This is a genomic window from Streptomyces pactum (assembly GCF_016031615.1).
GTDB classification, from domain to species: domain Bacteria; phylum Actinomycetota; class Actinomycetes; order Streptomycetales; family Streptomycetaceae; genus Streptomyces; species Streptomyces pactus.
Map to the genome: position 1 here is coordinate 74744 of NZ_JACYXC010000001.1, position 24725 is coordinate 99468.

Consider the following 24725-nt stretch of genomic DNA (forward strand, 5'->3'; position numbering starts at 1 on the left):
GCACGCGGCGGGGAGGGCACGCACGGCCTTCGCGGCGGCCGGAGACGTCCTGACCTGGGGCTCGGGCGCGGCGCTTCGGGCAATGGCGGGAGGAGGCCGGGACGGGCCCGCGCCCACACGGCCACCGGGGCCGGGGTCTGCGCGGGACGAGCCCGGCCGGGCGGAGGAGCCGGTTCCCCGGACGTCGCCCGGGACGGCCGGCGCGACACCCGGCGGCCCGCCGGGGGACGCGTCGTGAATCCCGCGGGGTCCGGGCGCCGGTATCGGCACATCACCCCGGGGAGAGGAAGGACGGCACCCGCGAGGCGACACGGGCCGGGTCCGTGACCGGCTCGTGGTGCGACGGTCGCCGCATCCCCGGGGAAACACCAAAGGCAAGGAGAGCGCTCTCCTTGCCATGCTCAACTTATAGCGCACCGGGGGGCTTGCCACAAGGCCCCCGTCGCGGCGGAGAATCGGCGGCCGATACCCGACCTGCGGAAATGAGGTACGCGAGGTGCGTCCGGTGGTAGACGTGTGCGGTGGCGGCGGTGTGGTGGTCCGGGGAGGCGGCGCGGTGGACGAGCGGTACGTGGTGGACCTGAGCGAGATCGCCGGCGACCAGGTCGCGGCCGTCGGCGGCAAGGCGGCGCACCTGGGTGAGCTGTCCAGGATCGAGGAGATCCGCGTGCCGGCCGGCTTCTGTGTGACGACGGACGCCTTCCGGCGGGTCATGGCGGACGTGCCGTCGATCGCCGGACAGCTCGACGAGCTGGCGCGGGTCCGCCCGGACGACCAGGAGACGATCCGCACGCTCGGCGCGCGGCTCCGCCGCACCGTCCGGGCAGCCGGCGTCCCGGGCGACGTCGCGGAGGCGATCACCGGCGCCCTCGGCCGGTTCGGTGAGCGGGCCGCCTACGCCGTCCGCTCCAGCGCGACGGCGGAGGACCTGCCGACGGCGTCCTTCGCCGGCCAGCAGGACACCTACCTGAACGTCGTGGGGCCGGCGGCGGTCCTGGAGCACGTGAGCCGGTGCTGGGCCTCGCTGTTCACCGAGCGGGCCGTCACCTACCGGCTCGCGAAGGGCATCGACCACCGTGCCGTGCGCATGGCCGTGGTCGTGCAGCGCATGGTCCTCCCGGAGGCGTCCGGCATCCTGTTCACGGCCGATCCCGTCACCGGTCACCGGAAGACCGCCACCGTGGACGCCGGGTTCGGCCTCGGCGAGGCCCTGGTCTCCGGGCTGGTCAACCCGGACGTCTTCAGGGTGCGGGACGGCGTGATCGTGGACAGGACGATCGTGGCCAAGCAGCGCGCCGTCCGCGCCCTGCCGGAGGGCGGCACCCGGGACGTGGCGGTCGAGGCGCGACGGCAGGAACAGCCGGCGCTGACGGACGCCCAGGTGCTGCGGCTCGCACAGCTCGGGCGGCGGATCGAAGCGCACTTCGGCCGCCCCCAGGACATCGAATGGTGCCTGGACGGCGAGGGTTTCCACATCGTGCAGAGCCGGCCCGTCACCACGCTGTTCCCCGTCCCCGAGGCCGACGACCAGGAGAATCACGTCTACGTCTCCGTCGGGCACCAGCAGATGATGACCGACGCCATGAAGCCCCTCGGTCTGTCGATGTGGCGGATGACGGCCATGGTGCCGATGCAGGAGGCCGGCGGGCGGCTGTTCGTGGACGTCACCCCGCGGCTGGCCGCACCCGCGAGCCGCGCCGCCCTCCTGGACCTGATGGGGCGGGGCGACCCGCTGATCACGGACGCGCTGCGGACGCTCCTCGACCGCGGCGACTTCGTCCCGTCGCTCCCCGACACGAGCCCCGGCGGTCCGCCGGCAGCCGGGGCCCCCGCCCCGATCGACACCGACCCCGCCCTGGTCACCGAACTGGTCGAGCGCAGCGAGGCGTCCGTCGCCGCGCTGGAGCGCGACATCCGCACCAGGACCGGATCGGAGCTGTTCGACTTCCTGCTGGAGGCCTTCGAGGAGCACAAGCGTGTCCTCGGTGATCCGCTGAGCATGCAGGTGATCATGGCGGGCATGGAGGCCACCTGGTGGCTCAACGACCACCTGCGGGACTGGCTGGGAGAGAAGAACGCGGCCGACACCCTCACGCTGTCCGCCCCCGGCAACGTCACCTCCCAGATGGGCCTGGCGCTGATGGACGTCGCGGACGCCGTCCGCCCGCATCCGGAGGTGGTGGCGTTCCTGCAGGGCGTCGGGGACGACGACTTCCTCGACGACCTGGCGGAACTCCCGGGCGGCCCCGAATCGCGTGACGCCATCGAGGCCTACCTCGACCGCTACGGGATGCGCTGTGTCGGCGAGATCGACATCACGCGACCGCGGTGGCGGGAACAGCCCTCCGCCCTGGTGCCGGCGATCCTCGACAACATCCGGAACTTCCCGCCGGGCGCCGCCGCACGGCGCTTCGAGGAAGGCCGGCAGAAGGCGCTGCGGAAGGAGCAGGAGGTGCTGTCCCGCCTGCGCGCCCTGCCGGACGGGGAGCGGAAGGCCGACGAGACCAAGCGGATGATCGACCGGGTCCGCACCTTCATCGGGTACCGGGAGTACCCGAAGTACGGCATCGTCAGCCGCTACTTCGTCTACAAGCGGGCCCTGCTCGCCGAGGCCGAACGGCTGGTGCGGGCCGGGGTGCTCGCCGAGCAGGAGGACGCCTTCCACCTCACCTTCCAGGAACTGCGTGAAGCCGCACGCTCGCTCCGGGCGGACGGCGAGCTGATCCGGCGGCGCAAGGACGCGTTCCGCGCGTACCGGGCACTGACCCCGCCCCGGGTGCTGACCTCGGACGGTGAGGCCCTCAACGGGGCGTACCGGCGCGACGACGCACCGGCCGGCGCCCTGCCGGGCCTGCCGGTCTCCGCCGGGACCGTCGAAGGGCGGGCCCGCGTGGTCCTGGACATGACGCAGGCCGATCTGGAACCGGGCGACATCCTGGTCACGGCCTACACGGACCCGAGCTGGTCGCCGCTCTTCGTGGGGATCGCGGGTCTGGTCACGGAGGTGGGCGGGCTGATGACCCACGGCGCGGTCATCGCCCGGGAGTACGGCCTGCCCGCGGTCGTGGGCGTGGAGCGGGCGACCTCCCTGATCCCGGACGGCCGGCGGATCCGCGTCCACGGCACCGACGGCTACATCGAGTTGCTGCCCTGACCGGCAGCTCCCCCCTGGCGGCGCCGGCCGGGCCGGGCGCCGGCCGGGGTGGAGCGGCCGGTCGCCCGGCGGTCGTCGGCCACGGACGGCGGTGCGCGGTGCGGTGGTGCTCCCGGCGGGACGGTGCCGCACCGCCCGCCGGTGGACGCGTGGGCGGTGTGTTTCTCGGATGCCGCACCGATCGAGGAAATCCGCTCGGCAGCGCACAGCAGCACCAGGCACAGTGGCCCCATGCATGAACGAGGGCTGGACCGCGACGGAACGATCGCACGCGAGGGCGCACTGGACCGCGTGCCGGCGGCATTCGTCCCCGTCGTCGATGCCGCCCGCGCCCATATCACCGAGACGTTCGGCAGAACGCGCCTGCACAGCGCCTACCTCTACGGCAGCATCCCCCGTGGCACCGCCACCCCCGGCGTCTCCGACCTCGACCTCCAGCTCGCCCTCCACGGCGAGCCCACCGAGGCCGACCTGGCTGACGCCAGAACGATCGAGACCGTACTCGACCGTGCGTTCCCGCAGATCGACGGCGTCGGGATCCTGCTGACCAGCACACGGGTGCTGCTCAGCGACGTCGAACGTCACGACGGCGGCTTCTTCATCGCCTGCCTCTGCACCCCGCTGCTCGGCCCTGACCTCGCGGAACAACTGCCCCGCTACCGACCCACAGCCCTTCTCGCGCGGGAGACCAACGGTGACCTCGCCCGCGTGCTCCCCCGCTGGCGTGCCCGAGCAGCCGCAGCCACCACGGACGCCGATCGCCGGGCCCTCAGCCGTCTGGTCGGCCGTCGCATCGTCCGCACAGGGTTCACCCTGATCATGCCCCGATGGGGCGGCTGGACCAGCGACCTTCACCGGTCCGCCGAGCTCTTCGGCCGCTACTACCCCGACCGCGTCGAGCAGATGCGTGCCGCCGTGTCCACCGGCCGTGCGCCCTCACCCGACCTGGCGGTGCTCGGGATGCTCATCGATGACCTCGGTCCTTGGCTCGCGGCCGAATACGCGGCCGTGCACGGAGAGAAGGTCCCGCGTCCCTGACGGGCGCCATGCCGTGACTCGACACCCGACGGGCGACAGCACGCAACAGCGGGGCAGCCGGAGGCCGATGAGTCAGCCTGCGAGGGCGTGCGCGAGGAGGGTCTCCGCCGCCGCCCGTGCGTGCCGGCCGTAATCCGCCTCGTCCAGCACCATGGCCCGGCTGGCCGCCCCGTCCGCGAGGGTGACCAGTTGTTCGGCGAGTGCGACCGGCTCGCGGCAGCCCAGCTCCGTCACCAGCGCGGTGACCAGCCCCACCATCCGCAGTTTCTGCTCGCGGGCGTAGGAGTGGACCGTGCTGTGCGGGTCGGGAAACTCCGCCGCCGCGTCGATGAACGGGCAGCCGCGCACCGGTGCCGCGTCCGGTGCGGGCTGGTCGAACAGCGCAAGGATCCGCTCCCGCGGAGGAATGTCCTCGCGGGTCAGCACGCTCTCCAACGTCGCGCCGGACGAGGCGAGGTGCTCAAGGTGGGCGATCACCAGGTCGTCCTTGGTGCGGAAATGCGCGTAGAGCGTGCGCTTGGAGACCGGTGCCGCTTCCGCGACCTGCTCCATGCCGGTCGCGTTGATCCCTTGGACCGCGAACAGGCGGGTGGCAGCGGCCAGGATGCGCTCCCGCCCGCCGCGCCCGCGCCCTTCGGAGGCCGTCGTCGCACTCACACGCCAAGTATACGTCCGCGTTTACCTCGATGGGTGGCGCCTGCTAGGGTCTCCCGCACCGACGAAGTAAACGCTCGCGTTTACTTTGCTTGCCATCGAGGAGTGCTGCATGAACCTGCCGGTCCCCACCGATATGAGCGGCTACGCGGAGAAGCTGATACGCGGCCGTCACGCAACCCGCGCGTTCCGCCCGGACGCCGTTCCCGAGGACACGATGCGCGCGATCTTCTCCCTGGCCGGCGCCGCGCCGTCCAACTCCAACGCGCAGCCCTGGCAGGTGGAGGTGGTCAGCGGCGCCGCGCGTGAGCGCCTGGCCAACGCGTTGCAGGCGGCCCACGCCGCACGCCGCATCTCGGCCGACTACCCGTACTCCGAGGACATGTACGCGCAGGTGCACCAGGCGCGCCGGGCGGCGTTCGGCGCCCGGCTGTACGGAGCCCTGGGCATCGGCCCCGACGATCACGAGAGGCGCGGGTGGCCTACGACGCGCAGAGCCTGCGCTTCTACGGCGCGCCGCACGCCGCGTTCCTGTTCGTCACCGGGGACGGCGGGCCCCGGCTGGCCGCCGACGTCGGCGCCTACATGCAGACGCTGCTCCTGGCGATGGCCGCCTACGGCGTGGCGAGCTGCCCCCAAGGACTGCTGAGCTTCTACGCCGACACAGTCCGCGCCGAACTCACCACCACAGGACGACTGCTCCTGGGCATCTCCTTCGGCTACTCCGACGAAGCCGCACCGGCCAACCGCATCACCACCGAACGCGCGCCACTCGAAGAAATCACGACCTTCCACGACTGACCGCGCTTCGTTCGCTGCCGGGTGCGGGCCGCTGTGCCGGTGCGGGCTGCCGGCCGGGACGACGGGGTGGCGCCTGCCGTGGCGGCGCGTGCTGTCCGCGCCTATACGGGGAGCGCGGGAAACACGACGACCGAGCCGTCCTTGTCGCGGGCGATCTCGATCGCGACGTCCGTCGCGCGGCTCTTCACCGTGACGCCGTCGCCCAGTCTGCGAATCCGGTGTGCCGCGCTCATGAGGCGATCGACTTCACCGGTCGTGAAGACGGGTCGCAGCCCGTTCGGGCGTGCCAGCTCCAGTGCCGACAGGCGTACCAGCACCTCGGCGATGCCGGTCTCCAGTTCGTCGAGGCGCTGCTGATCGCGCTGGAGGACGCGGGTGAAGTTCTCGAACGGGTTGCCGGGCTCGCTCTGGGCGTGCTCGACCGCCTGGAGGATCACCACCCGCCGCATCAGCGCGACGGCCAGGGAGGCGAGTTCGAGGTGGGCGCGGAACATGCCGCCCTGGTCGTCGATCCCGGGGAACGACTTGGTCAAGGTGCTCAGCTCGACGGCCTCGCCCTCGGGCAGTCCGTCAAGTGTGCTCCGCCAGCGGGCCAGGCGGCGGCCGGCCTTGCTCAGCGCCGTGTTGATGGCATGCACCGCTGAGTCGAGCCCCAGCGAGACCCCGAGCTTGCCCTGGTCGAGCAGGATGGCGGTGGCTTTGTCGATGACGCTGCGGCAGGCGTCGAGTTCGCTGAGCTCGTCGTCGAGTTTGTCCTGCTGCAGTTGCTCCAGCAGGTCCGTGATGTGATCGATGGCCTGCCGGCGTTTGTGGTCGGCGTGCGCGCTCACCCCCACCGCCACGGCCATGAGCACCAGCGGAGCGGCCACGGTGAGCGCGGTGCCGCCGGCGGCCGCGGCACCGGCGGTGGCACCGGCCCCGCCGGCCGTACCCGCCGCTGCCGCTCCCCCGACCGGCACGAACCTCGCTTTGGCGGCGATCCTGCCCGTGGAGCTGACGAGTTCGCCGTAGAGGCCGCCGGCACCCCCCTTCGGCACCATCGGGCGGATGATGCCCTGCCCGACCTGGGCGGCGACCTTCGCCGGGACCACCATGCGATACAGGCCCTCGCCGGAAGCGGTCGCTCTGGCCACCGTGAGGGAACTTCGCGCCGATTGCGCGATGAACTGTGACAGCTGCTGCGCCAGGGGGCTCGCGGCATCGAGTGGGACGCCACGGCCGCGGTCGATCGTGCCGGGCAGCGGATGCACCTCAAGCGTGACGATCGGCTGGTCGGCCAGGACCGTGAGCACCCCGCGCAGTTCGGCCAGTCGATCGGCCGTCATCGGCTCGCCCGCGGTCAGCCCCGGCACCCGGACGTCAGCGGTCGCCAGCGTCCACACCGGCACAGTCACCTGACGGTCGTCGGTCATCGGATCCCCCCTCGGTTCCCGGCGGAAGCCTACGCCCGCCGCCACACACGAACCACGCAGGGCCGTCATCCGTGGATCACCGGCCTGTCGTCGCCCGCCGCACGGACCGGTGCACTCGATGTCGCGCTCGTCCATGACGACGACGTCGCACCCGGGTGGTACTCCGTCGGGCGCGGCACCGGGCGGCCCGTGGCCGCGCCCGGCCGTGATGGCGGAAGGAGGCACGGGCGATGATCACCAGGCCGGGCGCGCGGGTAGCATGGGCCGACTTGGCGAGGGGGACGGGGCAACCGGGGCCGGATCGGTGCCGGTGACGGTGCACACCCCCTCATGCCCACAGGGGAGGGGAATTCCATGATGCGTCACGGCGTGTTACGCCGTCGTCCCGCGCGGCGTGCGGGCGCGGTCTTCATCGTGTCCGCGGCTCTGGCGGCCGGGTTGAGCCCGCAGCTGCCGACGGCGTCCGCGGTGGACGGGCCCCAGGAGACGGTCGTACCGGCCACCCTGCGCAACACCGTCACCTCGGCGTCGTTGTTCTATGCCGACACCACGACGGGGAGCGACGGCGCCGGGGCACAGGGGGTCTTCCACCGCCTCGAAGGACACCGAGGCCTGGTGTGGACGCGTTACGTGGACGGGCAGACCTTCCCCGCCCCGGCGTATGAGGGCTCGCCGCCCACCAACGGGACGGGCAGCGACACCTTGGCCCACCGCCTCGGCGACGGCCGCGTCGACCTGTGGGACGCGTCCGACGGGACGACGCGCACCCTCCGCATTCCGGAGGGGCAGCAACTGTTCAACATCACCGGCAGCGCCGTCTACGGCACCACGGCGGTCACCTACCGCAAGGTCACCGACGCCCAGGGGCGCAGCGCCTTCGAGTTCCATCTGCTCACCCCGGGGCCCGACGGGACCACGCGCGACGTGCGGGTCGAGGATGCGCCGGGTATGAGGCTGCACAGGCCGAGCGGGGCGGATGCCACGACGGTGCTCTTCACAGCCGATTCGGACGGTTCCGGCCGTACCCGGGTGGTGGCCGTCGACCGGGAGAGCGGGCAGGTCCGCGGCTGGAGCGCGGAGATGCCCCCGGACTACTACCACGCGAAGCTGGGCCGGGACCACGTCGTGGTCTACGGCATCAGTAAGGCGAAGGTGCTGGTGCTGCCACGTGCCGACCTCTCGGTGGCCGCCACCGAGGTTGAGTTGCAGGGCGGTGGCATCAACCCGGCCCAGGGCCTGGCGGTCGTGGGCGACTGGCTGGTCCACCGGCCCAGCAGCGGGACGGCGGTGCGGGCGCAGCCGATCGCCGGCGGTTCGTCGGTCACCATCGGCACGGCGAACCCCGGCGTCTCCGTCGGCCCCGCCGACAGCGCGGTCTTCGTCGGCCGGACCGCCACGGAGGACTGGGGCATCCAGCGCATCACCGCCGGTGCCGACGGCAGGCCCGTCGTCACCCGGGTCAAACCGCTGCCCAAGCCGCCCGCGGCGATCCAGGGGCTCTCCCTGGAGCAGGGCAGGCTGGTGGTCACCGACCCCAGCGGCGGGCGGCGCGACGACTACGTCCGCACCGTCGCCGCGTCCGGGCCCCCCACGTTCGGCGAGCGCACCGCGTTCACCCCCACCGATGTGCTCATCGCCGAGTGCCCGGCCGGGGACGCCGGATGCTCCCGGCTGCACGGCACCGCCGACGGACGCGTCGTCTGGGTGGAGCGCGACACCACGTCGTCGGGCTCCGACCGGCTCCGGGCCAACGGGCCGGGCCGCGGCCTGTTCGAGCGCGCGGTGCCCGCCGGCGGGCAGGTGACCGACGTGTCCGGCCGCTACGTCCTCCACGTCACGGCGAGCGGGAACCGCGTCTACCGCCTCGACGACTCCGCCGCGCCCCTCACCCGCCCACCGGGCGCCGCCGCGCTGTGGGGGGACGTGCTGTGGACCGCCGGCAGCGACCCGGGCAGCGTCACCGAGTACAGCCTGTCGACGGGGAAGACCACCCACACCCTCACCCTCGGCACCGGCTGCGTGCCCGAGGAACTGCAGGTGGTCGGCCGCTGGTTGTACTGGAGCTGTGGGCCGGACGCCGGGGCGGGGGTGTACGACCGGGTGACGAAGACGTCGGTACCCGTGCCGTCCGGGGAGGCGCGGCTCGGCGACGGCTACGTCGTCACCCACGACCGGCGCGCGGGGACGCTCACGCTCACCACGGTCACCGGCGGGACCCCGGCGAGCCGCGTCATCGCCGAACTGCCCGACACCGGGGTCTCGCAGCGCGACGTGCGCTGGACCGTGGACGACTCCGGCGCCAACGCCGCCTACGTGGACGCCCAGGAGCGTGTCCACCTGGTGCCGTCGGGTGTGCCGGCCCAGCCCCTGGGTCTGCTGGGCCCGGCCGGCAACGCCTCCTCCCTCGACGCCGCCCGGCCCGGGACCACCCCGCGCACCCTCACCACGGTCCTGCTCTCCAAGCCCTCGGCGAGCTGGCGGCTGACGGTGCGGGACAAGGCGACCGGCAAGGTGGTGGACACCACCTCCGGCGGCGCCGCGCGCGGTGAGCTCACCGTCGGCTGGCACGGTGCCGTCCGGACATCGGCCGGCGAGGTGTTCTTCCCGAACGGGAAGTACGACTGGACCCTGTCGATCACCCCCGCCGACGGCACGGGCGCTCCGCTGGAGGTACGGGGCACGGTCGCCCTGAACGGCGGCGCCCCGGTCCTCCGCGACCACGCCGGCGCCCGCTCCCGCCCGGACGGCACCGGTGACCTGCTCACCCTCAGCACCTCCGGTGAGCTGGCCTTCCAGCACGGCGACGGCAAGGGCGCGTTCTCCGGGAAGACGGCGTCCGGCGGCTGGCCCACCTCCGTGGTGGCGGTGCCGTTCGGCGACCTGAACAAGGACCGGTGCAACGACGTCCTGGTCCGGATGGCCGACGGCTCGCTGCGTGGCTACAAGCCCCGGTGCGGCGAGCGGCTGACCACCACCACGCCGTACACCAAGCTCGGGACCGGCTGGAACGCCTACAACGTGCTCACCTCGCCCGGCGACCTCACCGGGGACAAGCGGCCCGACCTGCTGGCGAGGAAATCCTCGAACGGGGACATCCACCTCTTCGCGGCCAACAGCGACGGGACACTGGCGGCCGGCCGGCGCATCCACTCGGGCTGGACCGGGTACACCAAGATCGCCGGGGCGGGCGACCTGAACGGCGACGGCTTCGGCGACCTGCTGGCACGTCACAAGGACGGCACCCTCTACCGGCACGACGGGCAGCGCACCGGCAAGCTGAAGGACCGTGTGAAGGTCTTCGGCAACTGGGGAGCGTCCTACAACGCGATCGTCGGCGTCGGTGACCTCACCGGCGACGGCCGGAGCGACCTGGTGGTACGGGACTCCAGCGGGAACGTCTACCGCCACGACGGCAAGGGGAACGGGTCCTTCACCGCGCGGACGAAGATCGCCACGGGGTGGAAGCACAAGGCTCTCTTCTGACCCGGACGCGGTGCCGGTGCCGGTGCCGGTGTCCGGGTCCGACGGGGCCCGGACCCGGGCACCGGCCCGCCGCCCCGGTCCCAGGTGCCCGCCGTCCCTGCCACCGCCCGGACCGGCCGCTCGCCCCCAGTCCGTTGGCCGCCCGGACCGGACCGGCCGGGCCCCGGGCAGCGATGCCCCGCCCGGCTCCCCGGGCCTCTCCTCACGGGAGACCGTGACCGCCAACCGGCCTCAGACGAGGCCGCCTCGGGTGGGGGCCGGTTCTCCACGCTGCTGTGGCTACGGCGTCGCGGTCGGTTGGCCGGAGCCGGGAAGCAAGGGGCGCATGAAGGTGCGCTCGTAGCGCAGTACACAGCCGCTGTCGTCTCTGATGCGATCCGCGTCGATGAAATCCGGGTGCCGGCCGAACAGGGATCGGTACTGCTCGTAGGCCGCCAGGCTGGGGAAGGTGAACAAGGCCAGCGCCTTGTCGCTCGCTCCTTCAGCGGGAAGGTAGTACCCGTGGTGTGTGCCGCCGTGCCGGTCCACCAATTCCATCCAGCGCCGCCCGAATCTCTCGAATGATTCGATTTTTGCCGGATCGATCACGTACTCGACAACGCAAGTAATCACCTGGTGAGGCTAACGTACCGCCGGTGGGCGGTGCGGAGGGCCGAGGTGCCGGCACGTGGCGCTTGACGCGATGGCTGCCTGGTCAATCCCTCCACCGACAGCCCGGGTATGCCCGTTCACCCGGGCGCGACATGGCCCACGCCGGGCGAGCCGCACCGCACAGCCGGTTGCCCGGACGAACCGGCCCTTGCCGGAGCCGGGGGTCCGGCCAAAGTGGTGTGTGGAGCTGACACGGCGACGGTGCCGACCGCAACGTTCGCACGCTTCGCGGCCCAACACTCCCCTCACCCAGGCGGTGCTGTGTGTCCTGCGGACTCCGGTAGGAGGCGAAGAAGGTCCGTCCAGCAGCCGTATGGTCCGCATGGGCACGGTGGGGTTGAGGGCCCGGCCTCGGTGCGCGGTCCCGGCGCCGCCTCGCGGTCCGGCGGCCGCATCCGCCCGCACCCCGTCCGGGCGGGTGCGGGCGGTGCTTCGGGCCGGCGGGGCGGACGCGCCCGGTCACTCCCGCGCGCGGAGCATCTCGCGGTCGGCGCTCGGCCCGGTCCGGGGCGGCGGGCCGGTCCGCGGGAGGACGGTGAGGGCGATGAGGACGGCGGCGAGCAGGAGTGCGGCACCGAGGGACAGGCCGAGCGCGTACCCGTCGTTCAGGGCCTCCGGGCTGGTGTCCCGGCCGGTGCGGTGATGGGCCGCGGTACCGAGGGCGGCGAGTCCGAGTGAGGCGCCGATCTGTCGTGAGCTGCTGAGCAGGCCCGAGGCGGTGCCGGCCTCGTGGGGTGCGACGCCGGCGGTGGCGATGGAGACCACCGGCCCCAGGCAGAGCCCGAAGCCGGTGCCGGTGACGAGCGAGGGCCCCAGGACGTCGGTGGCGAAGGATCCGTCGGGGTCGATCAGGCCGAACCAGGCGAGCCCGGCCGCGGTGAGGAGTCCGCCGGCGACCAGCAGGAGGCGGGGAGGGAGACGGTGGCCGAGCCGGATGGCGAGCACGGAACCGGCGACCACCGCGAGGGCGAACGGCAGGAACATGAGCCCGGTCGGCGCCGGGCCCGTCCCCAGGACCTGCTGGAGATACAGGGACAGGAAGTAGAAGGCCGCGGCCATGGCCGCCCCGACCAGCAGGTTGTAGGCGTTCGCCCCGGCGACCGAGCGGTTGGCCAACAGGCCGGGCCCGACCAGCGGTTCGCGGGTGGTGGTCCGCTCCACGTGGACGAACGCGACCAGCAGCGCGGCGGCGGCCGCCAGCGTCGTCAGGGTGGTCGGCGAGGTCCACGGATGCCGGTCGGTACGGACGACACCGAACACCAGCAGGGACATGCCGGACGCCGCCAGGACCGCGCCGAGCACGTCCGGACGGCCCCCGCGAACGGTCGGCGGGTCGGCGGCGACGCCCCTCCGGGCCAGGGCCAGCGCGCCGGCGGCCATCGGTACGTTCACGAACATCACCCAGCGCCAGCCGACGTACTCGGTGAGCAGGCCGCCGATCAGGACGCCCAGGGCGCCTCCGGCGGCGTTCGCCGCGCTCCACACCCCGAAGGCCCGGACGCGGGCCTTCCCGGTGGGGAACGCCGAGGTCAGCAGCGCCAGCGCGGCCGGAGCCAGCGCGGCGGCGCCGATGCCCTGCCCGGCGCGGGCGGCGATCAGCTGGCCGGGCTCCCGGGCGAGCCCGCCGGCGAGCGAGGCGAGGCCGAACAGGCCGAGCCCGAGCAGCAGGACCCGCCTGCGACCGTACCGGTCGGCGGCCTTGCCGCCCAGCAGGAGCAGCCCGCCGAAGGCGAGGGCATAGGCGTGGATCACCCAGGCCAGGCCCACCGCGTCGAAGCCGAGGCCGGTGGCGATGCGGGGAAGTCCGACGTTCACCACCGTCAGATCCAGCGACACCATGAACTGCACCACGGCCACCGCGGCGAGTGTGAGCCCCGGCCGGGCCTCCCTGTCGTGCCTTCGCCCCATCGCGGCCATCCGTCCTCGCGACAACTTTTCGAACATGTTCCGAAAGTAGCAGAGGCGGGCCGTCACGGACCAGGGAAGGTGGTCCCGTACCGGCTTCGCGGCGGAGGCCGGCGGGGCGGCATGATGGGGCCCATGCATCGACCGCGCGCAGCGCACGGCCGCACCGGCCGGCCGCCTCTGACCTCCCGGGCGCAGATCCTGGCCGCGGCCCGCCGGCTCATCGACCGGGACGGCTGGGAGAAGCTGACCATCCGTCGGCTGGCCACCGAGGCCGGCGTCGGCGCGACGACCCTGTACCACCACATCAGGGACAAGGAGGACCTGCTCGTCCTGCTCCTCAACGACCACGTCGAGCGGATCGAGCGGCCGGCGCTGCCCGACGGGCCGCGCGACCGCATCCTGGCGGCCGCCGCCGCGATGCACGACGCCCTCGCCGCCTGGCCGTGGGCCGCCGAGGTCCTCACCATCGACGGATTCGTCGGCCGCCTCGACGCGTCGGCGCTGTGGATGGTCGAGACGGTCGTGGCCGCGGCCGACGACTGCGGATGCACGCCCGCCCAGGCCGTGGGCCTCTTCCGCAGCATCTGGTACTACACGGTCGGCGAGATCCTCGTCCGCTCCCACTCGGCCCGCCGGCGCACCGACGGCGAGCGCCCCGCCGTCCGTGACACCTCCTTCGCCGGTCTCGATGCCTCCCGGGTGCCCCACCTGGCCGCCATCGGGGATCGCTGGCCCGAGCTGGCCGCCCGTGACACCTATCCCCAGGGGCTCCGCGCGCTCGTCGACGGGCTGCTCGCCCAGGCCGTGCCGGCGGCCGGCCGGGACACCGGCTGAGCGCCGGCCCGCGGACCGGCTGACGGACCGGCCGACGGACCGGGGAGGTGGGCCGGAGGACCGGCGCTCGGGGACCGGCCGCCGGGGCCCCGGCCCGGATCGCCGGCCGCCGGGGCACGGCCGGCGAACCGCCGCCGTGGCATGGTGTGATCGACGAGGATCCGGCCGTCTCGGTGGCCTCCCGGCCCGCCGGCGGCGACGGGGCCGGCCGCGCACCCGGCCGTCCGGACGGTCGCGTCGGAGGCCGGGGCGGATGTCGTCGGCCCACCGCACCCGCCCCGCCTCGACGGCCTCGGCGTCCTCGGCGTCCTCCAGGGCGGTGATGCCCGGCCGGTCGCAGGCCTGATGCAGATGGCAGGGCCGGTCGGCCGCCGACCGGGCCGGCCCCGGCGGAGAGCGATGCGCCCAGCTCACGCCGGCCATCAGCGTCACCGACGGGGCCGGGCCAGCATGTCGGCGATCTCGGTGGCGGTCTCCATGGCGATCTCGATGCCGGTCAGTCCGTCGCCGACGACCAGTACCCGCCCGCCCCGGCCCGCCTGCGCAGGCCCTCACCGGGGAACAGCACGCAAGGCCGGCCGACGACGCCGGAGGCGTGCTCGGTGGCGCCGGGGACACCGCTGCCGGTGACGCGGTGTCCGGGGGTCGCGCCTGTCGGTCCGTCTGTTCCCTCGATGGGTCGATCGGTACAGCGCGCCGATGACTGACAGATCGCCGGGTGACCGGGTCACAGGGGTAAGGGGCCGCCGCGGGGTGCCGTGGCGGCCGGGCGCCCTTTCGGCGGCGCCCCGGAAGTCCTCAACGCCCAGCCGCCGTACCGGAGGACCGCCGGGCGGCCGGGGCGGGCCCGGCCCCCGCCCCGGGGCCCTTCGCGACTCGGCACCCCGGCGCGGACGCCCCGGGTACCGGGACACCCCCCGGGCCGGCCGCGGCAGGGCGACCGGTCGGGGCCGGCGGGAGGAGCCGCTGGCGCAGGTCGCGACGGATCGGCCTTGCCGGGGCCCCCGCGATGGGACCGGTCTCCCGCGCGGCGCGCGCCGGCTTCCGTCGTGCTCCCGTCAGTCCTGCTCGTACGGGAAGCGGGCGAGTGGCGCCTCCTGGGCGAAGAACGTCTTGGCTCGGGCGGCCGCCCGCTCGTCGTCGCCCACCTGACCCGGCTGGGAGCCGTTGCCCAGCAGCACTCCGCCGAAGCGCATGCCCATGTAGGCGGCGGTGTGGTGCAAGGTGAGGGTCAGGGGCTCGGCCACCACCTCTTCGCGGTGGGCCATCGCGGTCACGCCCCACAGGGTGCGTCCCGCCATCGTCTCGCGGAAGTCGGGGTCCGGGGTGCGCAGCCACTTCGACCAGTAGTCCAGGTAGCGCTTGGCGTAGGACGACAGCGAGTACCAGTACAGCGGAGAGGCGATCACGATGTCGGTGGCGGCGAGGGTCGCCTGCCGCAGCAGTTCCTCGTTCTCCTGCTCCGGTCCCATCTCCCCGGCGTGCCGCGCGTCGACGTAATCGGCCAGCGGCAGGCGGGCGAGGTCGAGCCACCGTTGCCCGGTACCGCTCGGCAGCTGTTCCGCCGCGGCCCGGGCCAGCTGCGCCGTGTTGCCGTCCGGCCGGGCACTGGCGAGGAGGAAGAGGAACGAACGGGTCATCTGGGCTCCAGGTGCAATCGACTCCGCTCCAGCCAACCACCGGGTGATGCCGCGATATTTCCGGCCGTGCCCGCGCGTGCGGTCCCACGCCACCGACCGTCGGCGACCTCCCCCGGCCGGACGTGTCTGCTCCGCCGCCCACACCGGGGGCGGACCGGGGCCGCGCGGATGACACCTCCTCGGAGCACCAGGCGGCGGACCGGGCGGCGCCGCCGTGCCGGGACGCCGGGCGCGGTGCGGGGCGCCGCTCCGCCGGGCGGACGGGCGCGGGGCGTGCCACGGGCACCCGACCGGGTGGGCGAGGCCCCGGCGCGGCCGCCGGACGGACGCGGGCGTCGCCGGCCCCGGCCGCCGGCCCGTGGCCACCGGCTTCGGCGGCCACGGGCGGAGCGCGGCGGACCGGTCTCCCGTTACCGAGGACAGGCCGGCGCGAGCACGTATCCCGGCACCCAGGTGGATGCGTCACCCGGACTCCCCCGCGCGCCCTTCCGGGGCCGTCGGCGGCCGGCGCGGCGACCACCGGCCCGGCCGCCCCGCCCGCCGTGCGCCGGGAGGCAGCGGCCCCCGCCCGCCGTGCCGAGGACGCCCCGGGCGCGCCGGGCGGAGCCGCCTCGGCCCTCCTTCCGGACGGCCGGGGCGCGCCGGGCGGGTCGTCCGGGCGCGGGCCGCACCACCGCGGGCGTCCCCTCGCGTCCGGGCCGGCCACCCGCCCGTTCCGCCGCGGTCGGCGCACCGTCGCGACCGCGACTTCGCTGGCCGCGGCACAGCACCGCCCGGTTGCCTCCCGCCCCGGGGCGGGAGGAGCATGGAAGTGAGACCTCTCCCGAGGCGCTGGAAGTGATGGCAATGGGACAGGCCGGGGCGAGCGGTGACCGTGACGCCCGGAACGAAGAGGTCACGGGACGTCGGGACGCCGCCGACCGGGAACGACCGGCTCGGGTGCGCATTCCGGGATTCGTCAGCGCTGACGACGGCGGTACGGACATCGGACTCGGCGATGTCGTCAAGCGCGTCACCTACGCCGCGGGCTTCAGGCGGCCGTGCGGCGGCTGCGAGCGGCGGGCGGCGACCCTGAACCGGTGGGTGGCCCTGTCGCGCCGGCGGGGCCGCGGCTGAGAAGAAGCGCCAGCGCCCTGCCCGAGCACTTGCGCAGAGGTGCGGCCGGCCCGTCCCACCGGGACGTGACCGGAACACCTCCCACCTCCCTCCTGGCGTCGGTGCGCACGGTCCCGCCGTGTGCCGGTCCGGGGGCCTCAGGCCGAGTCCGGACAAGGAGACTTCGATGGAGCCGGAGCAGAAGGACGTGCTGGAAAATCCGGTGGCGGAGCCACCGGGCGAGGAGGAGGACGGCCGGCGGCAGCGGGAACCCACGGCCCCGGCCGGGGCACCGGAGACGGCCTTCACCCAGGCCGCCGGCTGCGACTGTCTGAAGGAGCCCGGTGACAGGGCGGAGGAGGCGAGGGGGGACCCGGCGGGCCCCGCCTTCGTCTACGCGCTCGGACGCATCGAGGCCCGGTTCCCGAGCCTGGCCGTGGAGAAGGAGTACGCACAGGTCGTGGCAGGGGCCGAGTCGGTGGACCTGACGGATGACGAGGCGCTCCACCGGGTGCTGTCCGATCCGCAGAACCGCTACCTGGCGCGGCAGATGTGCTACGTGCTGACCGTGCAGGGACTGGACGCCTACCTCCTGCGGCCCGTCGACCCGGTGGACTTCTCCCTGCTGGTCGAGGCGGTCCGGCCGGTGAGCAGCCCCCTGGACATCGACGTGGTCATCGGACGGCGCGGCCCCCTGGCCCCGCCGGAGCTGTGCAACGGGCTCACGGTGCCGGTCGTCGCCTTCGACCAGATCTACTCCTTCGCGGGTGCGGACCTGGTCAAGGCCGTCGAACGGCCCGAGAAGATACCCGCCAAGGGATTCGAGACGGCGGCCGGCAAGCTGCTGGAACGGCTGATGCAGGTGGGCGACAACGCCGGCACCGAGGACGAGCACCGTGCCATCAACTACCTGGCGGTGCGGAACGAGGACGTGTACCGGAACACGGTCAGCGCCTACGCCGAGGGCTCCACGCTGAGCGCGGTGGAGGTCCTCCCCTCGCGGCTCAGCGGCACACGCAAGGTCCTGGACGTGGTGTTCTCGTACACCGGCCGGAAGACGGACGTCACGGAGAAGTCCTTCGTCCGGGTCGACGTCACCGAGGAGTTCCCGTTCATGGTGACCCACTGGTCGCCCTACTACGACCGATGACGCCCGGGCCGTGGAGGCGGCCACGGGCATCGAAGCACCGGAAGGAAGGCGGAGGTGAGCTGACATGGCGCTGCCGGGATTCACCGGAGGCATGTCGGTCTACCGGACGGGACGGAGCTACCGCGGCGGGCCGCGCCGCACCGGGGCGGGCGGCGGTGCGGCGCTGGTTCCCCAGCTGCGGTCGTTCTGCCAGATGGAGTGCGGCGTGGAGTGTCGCAACTACTGCAAGACGCAGTACAACCCGGCGCGATGCATGGCAGATTGCATGGGTCCGTGCGTCTGCCAGTGCGAGACCCCCGACGCGAAGTACTGCTACGACCGGTGACGCCGGCGCAATGGGGCGCCGGCGTCCGGAACGGAGAGAGGAAAGAGGTGAGCCGGGATGCGCATTCCCGGATTTACCGCCCATGCGGCGGTCCGCACGACAACCATGAGAGGCGGCACGGCGAGCGGAGGGTCGCCACACAGGGGCTCGGCCCCGGACAACGGGCGTTTCGTGCCGCAGCAGTTCACCTGCGAGGAGGAACTCGGCCCGGTGTGCTGGAACAACTGCCGGCGGTCCTGGGACCCGCAGGCATGCTACCGGCGGTGCCTCAAGGAGTACTGCTGGGGGCCGTACACCGGCCAGGGCCGCCGCTGAATCGGCGATGACCCCCCTGGATCTGGTGGGGCTGACGCCCCTGATGCGCCGCACCGCGGGCCGCGCCGAGGTGGCCGTCGGTCTGATCGACGGCGGCGTGGCGCTGGACCATCCGGACCTCGCCGGACACCCGGTGCGGCGGCTCCGTCCGGAGGGCCCCGGGCACGGCTGCCACCCCGGCGACGTGGCCTGCGCACACGGTACGTACGTGGCCGGGATCCTCAGCGCCCGGCGCGGCTCGGCGGCACCGGCCGTCTGTCCGCACTGCACCCTGCTGGTGCGGCCCCTGTTCTCCGCCTGCCGGGGGGACCGGGCGCCCCGGCCCGCGGAAGGGGGTGGCGGTGCCCCGGACGGGCGCGCGCGCCCCGGCACCGGCCGCCCCGCCGCGCCGCCGGACAGGCCGGTCCCGTGGCCGGGGGACGGGCCGGTCCCGTCACCGGGCAGGCGGACCGTGCCGCCGGGCGGGCCGGCCGCCGAGCCCGAGGAACTGGCCGCCGCCATCATCGAGACCGTGGACGCGGGAGCGCGGGTGATCAACCTCAGTCTCGCCCGGGCGCAGCCGTCCGGCGCCGCGCACCGCGGCCTCGAAGAAGCCCTGGACCACGCCGCGCGTCACGGTGTGCTCACCGTGGTCGCGGCCGGCAACCAGGGCACGCTCGGCACCTCGCCCCTCACCCGGCACCCGTGGACCATCCCGGTGGTCGCCTGCGACCGGGCCGGGAGGCCGCTGGACCTGTCGAACCTGGGCGGCGCCATCGGGCGCAACGGGCTCGGTGCGCCCGGCGACGGCATCACCAGCCTGGGCGTCGACGGCACGGCGCTCACCCTGAGCGGGACCAGCGCCGCCGCGCCGTTCGTCACCGGTGCGATCGCGCTGCTCTGGTCGGAGTTCCCGGCCGCACCGGCGGCCGAGGTGCGTTTCGCGGTCACCCGCTCCGCCGCCCGGAGGCGGAGTTCGGTGGCGCCGCCGCTGCTGGACGCCTGGGCCGCGTACCAGCTGCTGGCCTCGCGCGGCGGGCCGCGCCCGCGGCCGGCCGGCGCCTGACGACACCGCCTGCCGCAAGGGCAGGACCGGCGTCGCCGTCCTGGTCCCCTGCCCGGCTCTGGCCGACGGCGGCGGCCCGGCGGTCCGCCGACATCAGTACCCCATTTTCCGGTACGCCATTGCCATTCAACTCGACGGGCTGCCAGTTGCATTCCGGGGGAAATCCATAGCAAGGCGAGCGTACGCATCTCCGATAAAACGCCGCCTTTATGTGATGGATTTCACCGGAGTGCTCGGCATTCGCACACCGATCGATGGGTACGGTTCGCTCGAAATAGCGTGATCCGTCTCCTGACAGGAAAACGCCCGATGACAGTGTGTCGAATTCGGGCGTGGAAAGGTAACGCCACATGATGGTCGAACGGAATGTCGAAGTACCGATGCGGGACGGTACGGTTCTTCGGGCTGATGTCTTCCGGCCCTTATCGGGCAACAGTTGCCCCGTCATGCTCCTCCGCCTGCCCTACGACAAGTCCATCCTCACCGAGCCGGGATTCCCGTCGGAAGTCGCATTCTTCGTACCGCGTGGATACATCTGCGTCGTTCAGGATGTTCGGGGCATGTACGCTTCCGAAGGCGTGTTCCGGCCTTTCCGTGACGAGGCACCGGACACCGTCGACACCATTGAATGGGCGGCCACCATCGAGGGATCCAACGGAAAAGTCGTGATGGCAGGTCAGTCCTATCTCGGCAGCGTCCAGGTGCAGGCCGCCGCCGAAAGGCCCGCCCCGCTGTGCGGCATCAGCCCGGTCTCGCCTCTGGTCGACTTCACCCACAACGGGTACCGGCGCGGCGGAGCTGTCGAGTCCGCCTTCTTCTTCGCATGGGCGACCAAGATGGCTCTTCAAGCGGCGCGTCGGGACGGTCGCGACGAAGAGGCCGCGGCGCTCGCCGCGCTCACCGAGGAACAGCCGGACCATCCGTTCCCGCCACTGTCCCGGTCGAACGCCATGCACGCGCCCTTCGACGAGATCCTCAAGCGCTATGACGGAATCGCGCCCTGGGTGAGGGAAGGGCTGGAGGAAGCCGGAAGGCCCGATGGGGGGCAGTACCTCTCGACGCGGCGACTCGTGCCGAAGATCGCCGTACCGTCGCTCTATGTGACCAGCTGGTACGACATGCTCCTCGGCGGCGTGCTCACGGCGTACTCGGTGGGCGTCGCCACCGGCGCCGCGCCGACGCACCTTGTCATCGGGCCGTGGGAACACGCGCATTACGGCGCACCGCAGTCCCTTGCGGGAGAGCTCGATTTCGGGCCGGCTGCCGAGTTCGAGCTGTGGCCGCTCGTGGAGCGGTTCTTCGCACCGCTGACGGGCATGGGGCACGGCGATCCCCTTCCAGGGGTGCTGTACTTCACCATGGGCGTCAACGAGTGGCGGTCGGCCGAGGTGTGGCCGCCCGCATCGGCCACCGTCCGATTCTTCCTCCGCTCCATGGGCGGCGCCGTCACCGGCGGGCCGACCGGAACGCTCGGCACGGTCCCGCCGACGACGGGAGACGGAGCGGCGGACGAGTGGACACATGATCCGCGGCATCCCGTGCCGTCGACCGGTGGACAGACCTGGTCGATCCCGAGCGGTCCGCGGGATCAATCGGGACTGCTGGAGCGGAGCGACGTCCTCGCCTTCGACAGCGAGGCGTTGCCCTCCGCCGTGGAGGTCACCGGCGCGGTGCACGCGGACGTCTGGTTGGAGACGGACGCCGCCAGTGCGGATGTCGTGGCCGCTCTGGTCGATGTTCATCCGGACGGTCGGCGTTATACGGTCACACAAGGAATTCTGCGGCTCGGCACCGAGTCGGAGCCTCTTCACGACCGGGGGTCGGTGCGTTTCCTCGTCGACCTGTGGGCGACCAGTCACGTCTTCTTGGAAGGCCACCGGATTTCCGTCCACCTCGCGGCGTCCGACTTCCCGCACTGGGACGTCAACCCGTCCGACGGCAAGCCGTGGGGGACGAGCTCCGAGCCGAAGGCCTGCCGTCACCGCCTGGTGCATGACGCCGCACGGCCGTCGATGGTTGTCCTTCCGGTCGTCGGTGAACTTCCGGTGATCTTCGAGGGCAGCGGGCGCTGACGCCTTGCCGGCGGTCGACCGCACCGGGGTCGACCGCCCACAAGGGGTCCGACGAGGCGCCGGGTGGGCATCACGGCCCGCGAACCGCTCCTGCGGCACTCGCTGCAGGGACGCAGCCCCCGGCGTCTCGCCGTGCGGGACGGACGCTGCCGGCGGTCGAGGATCACATCGGCCGGTGACAGCCGGCTTCTCCCCCGCCCCCGGCACCGGCGCCGCCGGCCGGCCGTGCGTGCCTGCCGGATGACGCAAGCCGACGCCGGCGCGCCCGGCCGCTGCCGTGGATCAGGTATTCCGCTTGATGGTCTTCCGGATCCACTCCGCGTAGGCGGGCACGTTGCTGTAGAGGCCGGGCCCCTCCGAGCAGGCGACCCCTGGCGCACCGGGACCGGATGTGGTTCCGACGAGTTCCCACCGCCCGTGCCGGCCCTTCCGGATCTGCGGTCCGCCGGAGTCCCCGAAGCAGGCCATGGCACCGGGCACGCGGCTGATCGTGCACAACCGGGTACGGTCCGCGTATCCGGGGGCGCACTCGGCAACGGCGCCCCTGCGCGTGTCGAGTTCCTGCATCCGCTCCGCGAAGCGCAGCTCGGTGTCGACGGTGGTGCCGAATCCCAGGATCCGGGTGGGGGTACCCGGCCGCCCGGCCTGCCCCGCGATGCGGATGGGTTCCTCGGCGACCGGGCGGTCGAGGCGGACGAGCGCGATGTCGTCCTTGTTGGCAGCCCTGCCCTCGCCGTTCACGTAGCCGGGATGGACGACGGTCCGCTCGATGGCGCGGACGGTGCCGCCGGTCTTCCGGTGGTCGCTCCCGATCCGGACGGTACCGTCCAGTTCGAGGCCGTCACCCCGCACGCAGTGGGCCGCCGTCAGCACCCACTGCGGATCGATCAGCGTCGCGCCGCAGTTACCGTCGTACACCCCCTGGTCCGGAGCCGACTCCGGGATCGTCGCCATGAACGCGTAGCGCTCGGTGGAGTCGGTCCCGTTGACGATCGCTCGGGCGCTGCCGGTCATCAGGGTGGCGCACGCCGCCATGGCGAAAGCGCCTACGGCGGTGATGCCGGCCGCGCGGCGGCGCCGCGACTTCGAACTGAGCACAGTGCGTTCCTTACCTCGGAGAACCGAACGTGTTCAGCCTGCTCGTTCGGGGTCCGCCGGGCCATACGGGCAGCAGGTCGGAGCGTGGTCCGGACAGCGGGCCCGGGCACGGTGGGGGTAACCCCACCTCGTGCCCCATGTGGCCGCCGTCCGGGGGGGACCCGCCCACGGACCGGCCGGGGCCTCGGCCCTGTCTCCGGAACGGCACCGACTCGGTGCCCTCCGGACACGGAGCCGGACACCGGCGGGCGGCGGCGGGCCCGGGACCGGGTACCGCTGCCGGGCCTTGGGCTGCTGACCAGGTCGCCGACGGACACGGAGGGCGGCAGCCTGCTCCGCCGACCGCTTGTCGGGCTCGCCGACCATGGTGGCCGGTGCAAGGCGTGCGACAGGTGCGGGTGCCCCCGTTGCCGCCACCGGAGCCGCTCGGACGGTCGGCGCCGGGTCCCGTCCCGGTGCGGAGGTTCGGCGGCGTCGGCCGCCGGGGTCGCGCGTGCGCGGGACGGGCTCTCGTCGGCGCGACGAGCGCACGTACGGGTGTGCGACGATCACGACGTGGCCACAGCTCACCCTCCGCCGTCCGGTGCCTCCCCTTCCCCCATGGGCCCCGCATCGGCCATGTCCGTGCTGGCAGCACTGCTGGACCGCTCATTGACACAGATGGCGGAAGCCTCGACGGACGTCCGCCGGTTCGACCGTGAGGCGATTCGTGCGGCCTCGGATGTGTGGGACAACAGCCTCTTTCCCCTGTTCTGGGCCGCAAGCGCGTCCGGCATCGGCGAACGCGAGCGACGAGCGACGACCGTGCTGGAGTGGATGGCTGATTTCGGCGAGCATCGGCGCCGCTGGATGACCGAGCAGGCAGCGATCGCCGGCCACGACCTCGACTCGCTGCTGCCGCCGGCCGGCCCGTACACACCCGGCCGTGACTACCGCGGCCACGTCATGACCCCGCAATGCCGGCTCACGCGCCGGAACGTGGACGACCTGGTCCCCGACTACGATCTGGCGACGGCCTCTCTGCGCCACCTCGTGGTGGAGCGTGCCGGTACCCGCCTGACGGCCTACCTCCAGTTGGTGGTCGACCGCATGTTCGCCGTCGAGGAAGGACCGCCCGCGCCACCTGCCCTGCTGAACGTATGGCTGGAGGATGTCACCGACGCCGTCCTGGACCTGCCCGGCACGCCGGGAGTGATGCTTGACGTCGGAGCGCGGGAGATCGGGGTTCTACTGGGCCGGGGCGGCCGGCTCCGTGCCGCCGGTGGTGAGTACCGCATGGACGACCGGTCATGGCACCTGTCAGCCGCCGGCCGGCGCGCGGACGCGGCCACCCCGCCGCCCACCGGCCGGCCGGACCGTCCGCGTCAGCCTCCCGGCGGCGAGCTGGGCGCCGACGCGCGCGCTGCCGCCCTCCTCCTGCGCTACATCATGTGGGAGCTGCGCTCGGTGCGTTACGCCGCCCGCGCGGATCATGTTCCTGTGCTCAGGCTGTGCCAGGCCTTCTCCGGAGCGGGTGCAGCGATCCTGGCCGCCGGGTCACAGCGCGGTGCCCGCCGCCGTGAGACGGCCTTCCGCGACCTGATCCGGGCCTGGGCAGGTCGGGCGGGCCCGGACCTCGCCCGCTGGTTCGCCGCTGTTCTCGGGGAACACGCCGGCCGTCCGGACATCATCGAGATGCCCCCGGCCCCGCAACGGACGCCCCCCTCCCGCGCCGACAGCGCACCCGGTTCCGGTACGCCCTCGCAGGCGGCTCTCGTCATGGCGGCCTGGACGGCGGCCCACACCGACAACCGGACCGAGCACCCGGCCACCGCACAGCTGCAACTCGCCCTGCCGCCCCGCACCCCCGGGAACGACTCGGCGCCCTGGCGACTGCGTACCGTCGGCTGTACCGGACCGGATGCCTTCCGCCTGCGCACCGCCGCGTTCCGGGGCCCCGGGCCGCTGGTCCAGGTGGGAGCGCCCACCACCGCCCGCAGCCTCGGCCTGCATCAGGGGGCTCTGTACGTCGCGGCCGGCGCCGGCTGAAGCCCGGCGGCCCGGCACGGCG

At 73.2% G+C, this 24725-nt stretch carries 18 protein-coding genes and 1 pseudogene; 13 read left to right on the plus strand and 6 right to left on the minus strand.

Annotated elements, in window-relative coordinates; translation table 11 throughout:
* Positions 1-556: 556 nt before the first annotated feature.
* Positions 557-3154 carry a rifamycin-inactivating phosphotransferase gene (gene rph / locus IHE55_RS00345; RefSeq protein ID WP_197991681.1) on the plus strand — a complete coding sequence of 866 codons (2598 nt, stop codon included), beginning with the start codon at positions 557-559 and terminating at the stop codon, positions 3152-3154.
* A gap of 231 nt (positions 3155-3385) precedes the next feature.
* Positions 3386-4192, plus strand: a complete 807-nt coding sequence (locus tag IHE55_RS00350; RefSeq protein WP_197987167.1) for a nucleotidyltransferase domain-containing protein — start codon at positions 3386-3388, stop codon at positions 4190-4192.
* Positions 4193-4264: 72 nt separating this feature from the next.
* Here IHE55_RS00350 and IHE55_RS00355 read toward each other — a convergent pair whose 3' ends face one another.
* Positions 4265-4849, minus strand: a complete 585-nt coding sequence (locus tag IHE55_RS00355) for a TetR/AcrR family transcriptional regulator (RefSeq protein WP_197987168.1) — start codon at positions 4847-4849, stop codon at positions 4265-4267.
* 214 nt (positions 4850-5063) lie between these two features.
* On the opposite strand from IHE55_RS00355, the pseudogene IHE55_RS32485 reads away from it, so the two are divergent.
* Positions 5064-5168 (plus strand): annotated as a pseudogene (locus IHE55_RS32485) (nitroreductase family protein); the annotation flags it as partial.
* A 155-nt stretch (positions 5169-5323) separates the two neighbouring features.
* On the plus strand, positions 5324-5647 hold the full coding sequence (locus IHE55_RS32090; protein ID WP_307826419.1) for a nitroreductase family protein: 324 nt from the start codon (positions 5324-5326) through the stop codon (positions 5645-5647).
* Positions 5648-5748: 101 nt separating this feature from the next.
* On the opposite strand, the gene IHE55_RS00365 is transcribed toward IHE55_RS32090, so the two are convergent.
* On the minus strand, positions 5749-7059 hold the full coding sequence (locus IHE55_RS00365; protein WP_197987169.1) for a hypothetical protein: 1311 nt from the start codon (positions 7057-7059) through the stop codon (positions 5749-5751).
* Between the two features lie 414 nt (positions 7060-7473).
* Here IHE55_RS00365 and IHE55_RS00370 point away from each other — a divergent pair, with 414 nt between their 5' ends.
* Positions 7474-10542, plus strand: coding sequence for an FG-GAP repeat domain-containing protein (locus IHE55_RS00370; RefSeq protein ID WP_307826420.1), 3069 nt, complete (start codon positions 7474-7476; stop codon positions 10540-10542).
* A gap of 279 nt (positions 10543-10821) precedes the next feature.
* Here IHE55_RS00370 and IHE55_RS00375 read toward each other — a convergent pair whose 3' ends face one another.
* Positions 10822-11154 (minus strand): NIPSNAP family protein, encoded by a 333-nt coding sequence (locus IHE55_RS00375; protein WP_197987170.1) that lies wholly within the window; start codon positions 11152-11154, stop codon positions 10822-10824.
* 498 nt (positions 11155-11652) lie between these two features.
* Entirely contained in the window at positions 11653-13137 is a 1485-nt protein-coding gene (locus tag IHE55_RS00380; protein ID WP_372442595.1) for an MFS transporter, read from the minus strand.
* Positions 13138-13233: 96 nt separating this feature from the next.
* Between IHE55_RS00380 and IHE55_RS00385 the strand changes: the two genes are divergently transcribed.
* Positions 13234-13935, plus strand: coding sequence for a TetR/AcrR family transcriptional regulator (locus IHE55_RS00385; RefSeq protein ID WP_197987171.1), 702 nt, complete (start codon positions 13234-13236; stop codon positions 13933-13935).
* Positions 13936-14993: 1058 nt separating this feature from the next.
* Here the strand turns inward: IHE55_RS00385 and IHE55_RS00390 are convergent.
* On the minus strand, positions 14994-15575 hold the full coding sequence (locus tag IHE55_RS00390; RefSeq protein WP_197987172.1) for a flavodoxin family protein: 582 nt from the start codon (positions 15573-15575) through the stop codon (positions 14994-14996).
* Between the two features lie 939 nt (positions 15576-16514).
* Between IHE55_RS00390 and IHE55_RS00395 the strand changes: the two genes are divergently transcribed.
* The 6 genes from IHE55_RS00395 (at position 16515) to IHE55_RS00420 (ending at position 21577) form a co-directional block, all read left to right on the plus strand.
* On the plus strand, positions 16515-16691 hold the full coding sequence (locus IHE55_RS00395) for a hypothetical protein (protein WP_197987173.1): 177 nt from the start codon (positions 16515-16517) through the stop codon (positions 16689-16691).
* Positions 16692-16857: 166 nt separating this feature from the next.
* Positions 16858-17820: a cyanobactin maturation protease PatG family protein gene (locus IHE55_RS00400; RefSeq protein ID WP_197987174.1), complete on the plus strand. Its 963-nt coding sequence runs from the start codon at positions 16858-16860 to the stop codon at positions 17818-17820.
* Positions 17821-17884: 64 nt separating this feature from the next.
* Positions 17885-18145, plus strand: a complete 261-nt coding sequence (locus IHE55_RS00405; protein ID WP_197987175.1) for a hypothetical protein — start codon at positions 17885-17887, stop codon at positions 18143-18145.
* A gap of 171 nt (positions 18146-18316) precedes the next feature.
* Positions 18317-18460 (plus strand): hypothetical protein, encoded by a 144-nt coding sequence (locus IHE55_RS00410; protein WP_197987176.1) that lies wholly within the window; start codon positions 18317-18319, stop codon positions 18458-18460.
* A 7-nt stretch (positions 18461-18467) separates the two neighbouring features.
* A complete protein-coding gene (locus tag IHE55_RS00415) occupies positions 18468-19505 on the plus strand; it encodes a S8 family serine peptidase (RefSeq protein WP_197987177.1) in 1038 nt (345 codons plus the stop codon).
* Positions 19506-19855: 350 nt separating this feature from the next.
* Positions 19856-21577: a CocE/NonD family hydrolase gene (locus IHE55_RS00420; protein WP_197987178.1), complete on the plus strand. Its 1722-nt coding sequence runs from the start codon at positions 19856-19858 to the stop codon at positions 21575-21577.
* Positions 21578-21859: 282 nt separating this feature from the next.
* Here IHE55_RS00420 and IHE55_RS00425 read toward each other — a convergent pair whose 3' ends face one another.
* Entirely contained in the window at positions 21860-22675 is an 816-nt protein-coding gene (locus IHE55_RS00425) for a S1 family peptidase (protein ID WP_307826421.1), read from the minus strand.
* Between the two features lie 600 nt (positions 22676-23275).
* Here IHE55_RS00425 and IHE55_RS00430 point away from each other — a divergent pair.
* Positions 23276-24703 (plus strand): hypothetical protein, encoded by a 1428-nt coding sequence (locus tag IHE55_RS00430; RefSeq protein ID WP_197987179.1) that lies wholly within the window; start codon positions 23276-23278, stop codon positions 24701-24703.
* The last annotated feature ends 22 nt before the right edge of the window (positions 24704-24725 follow it).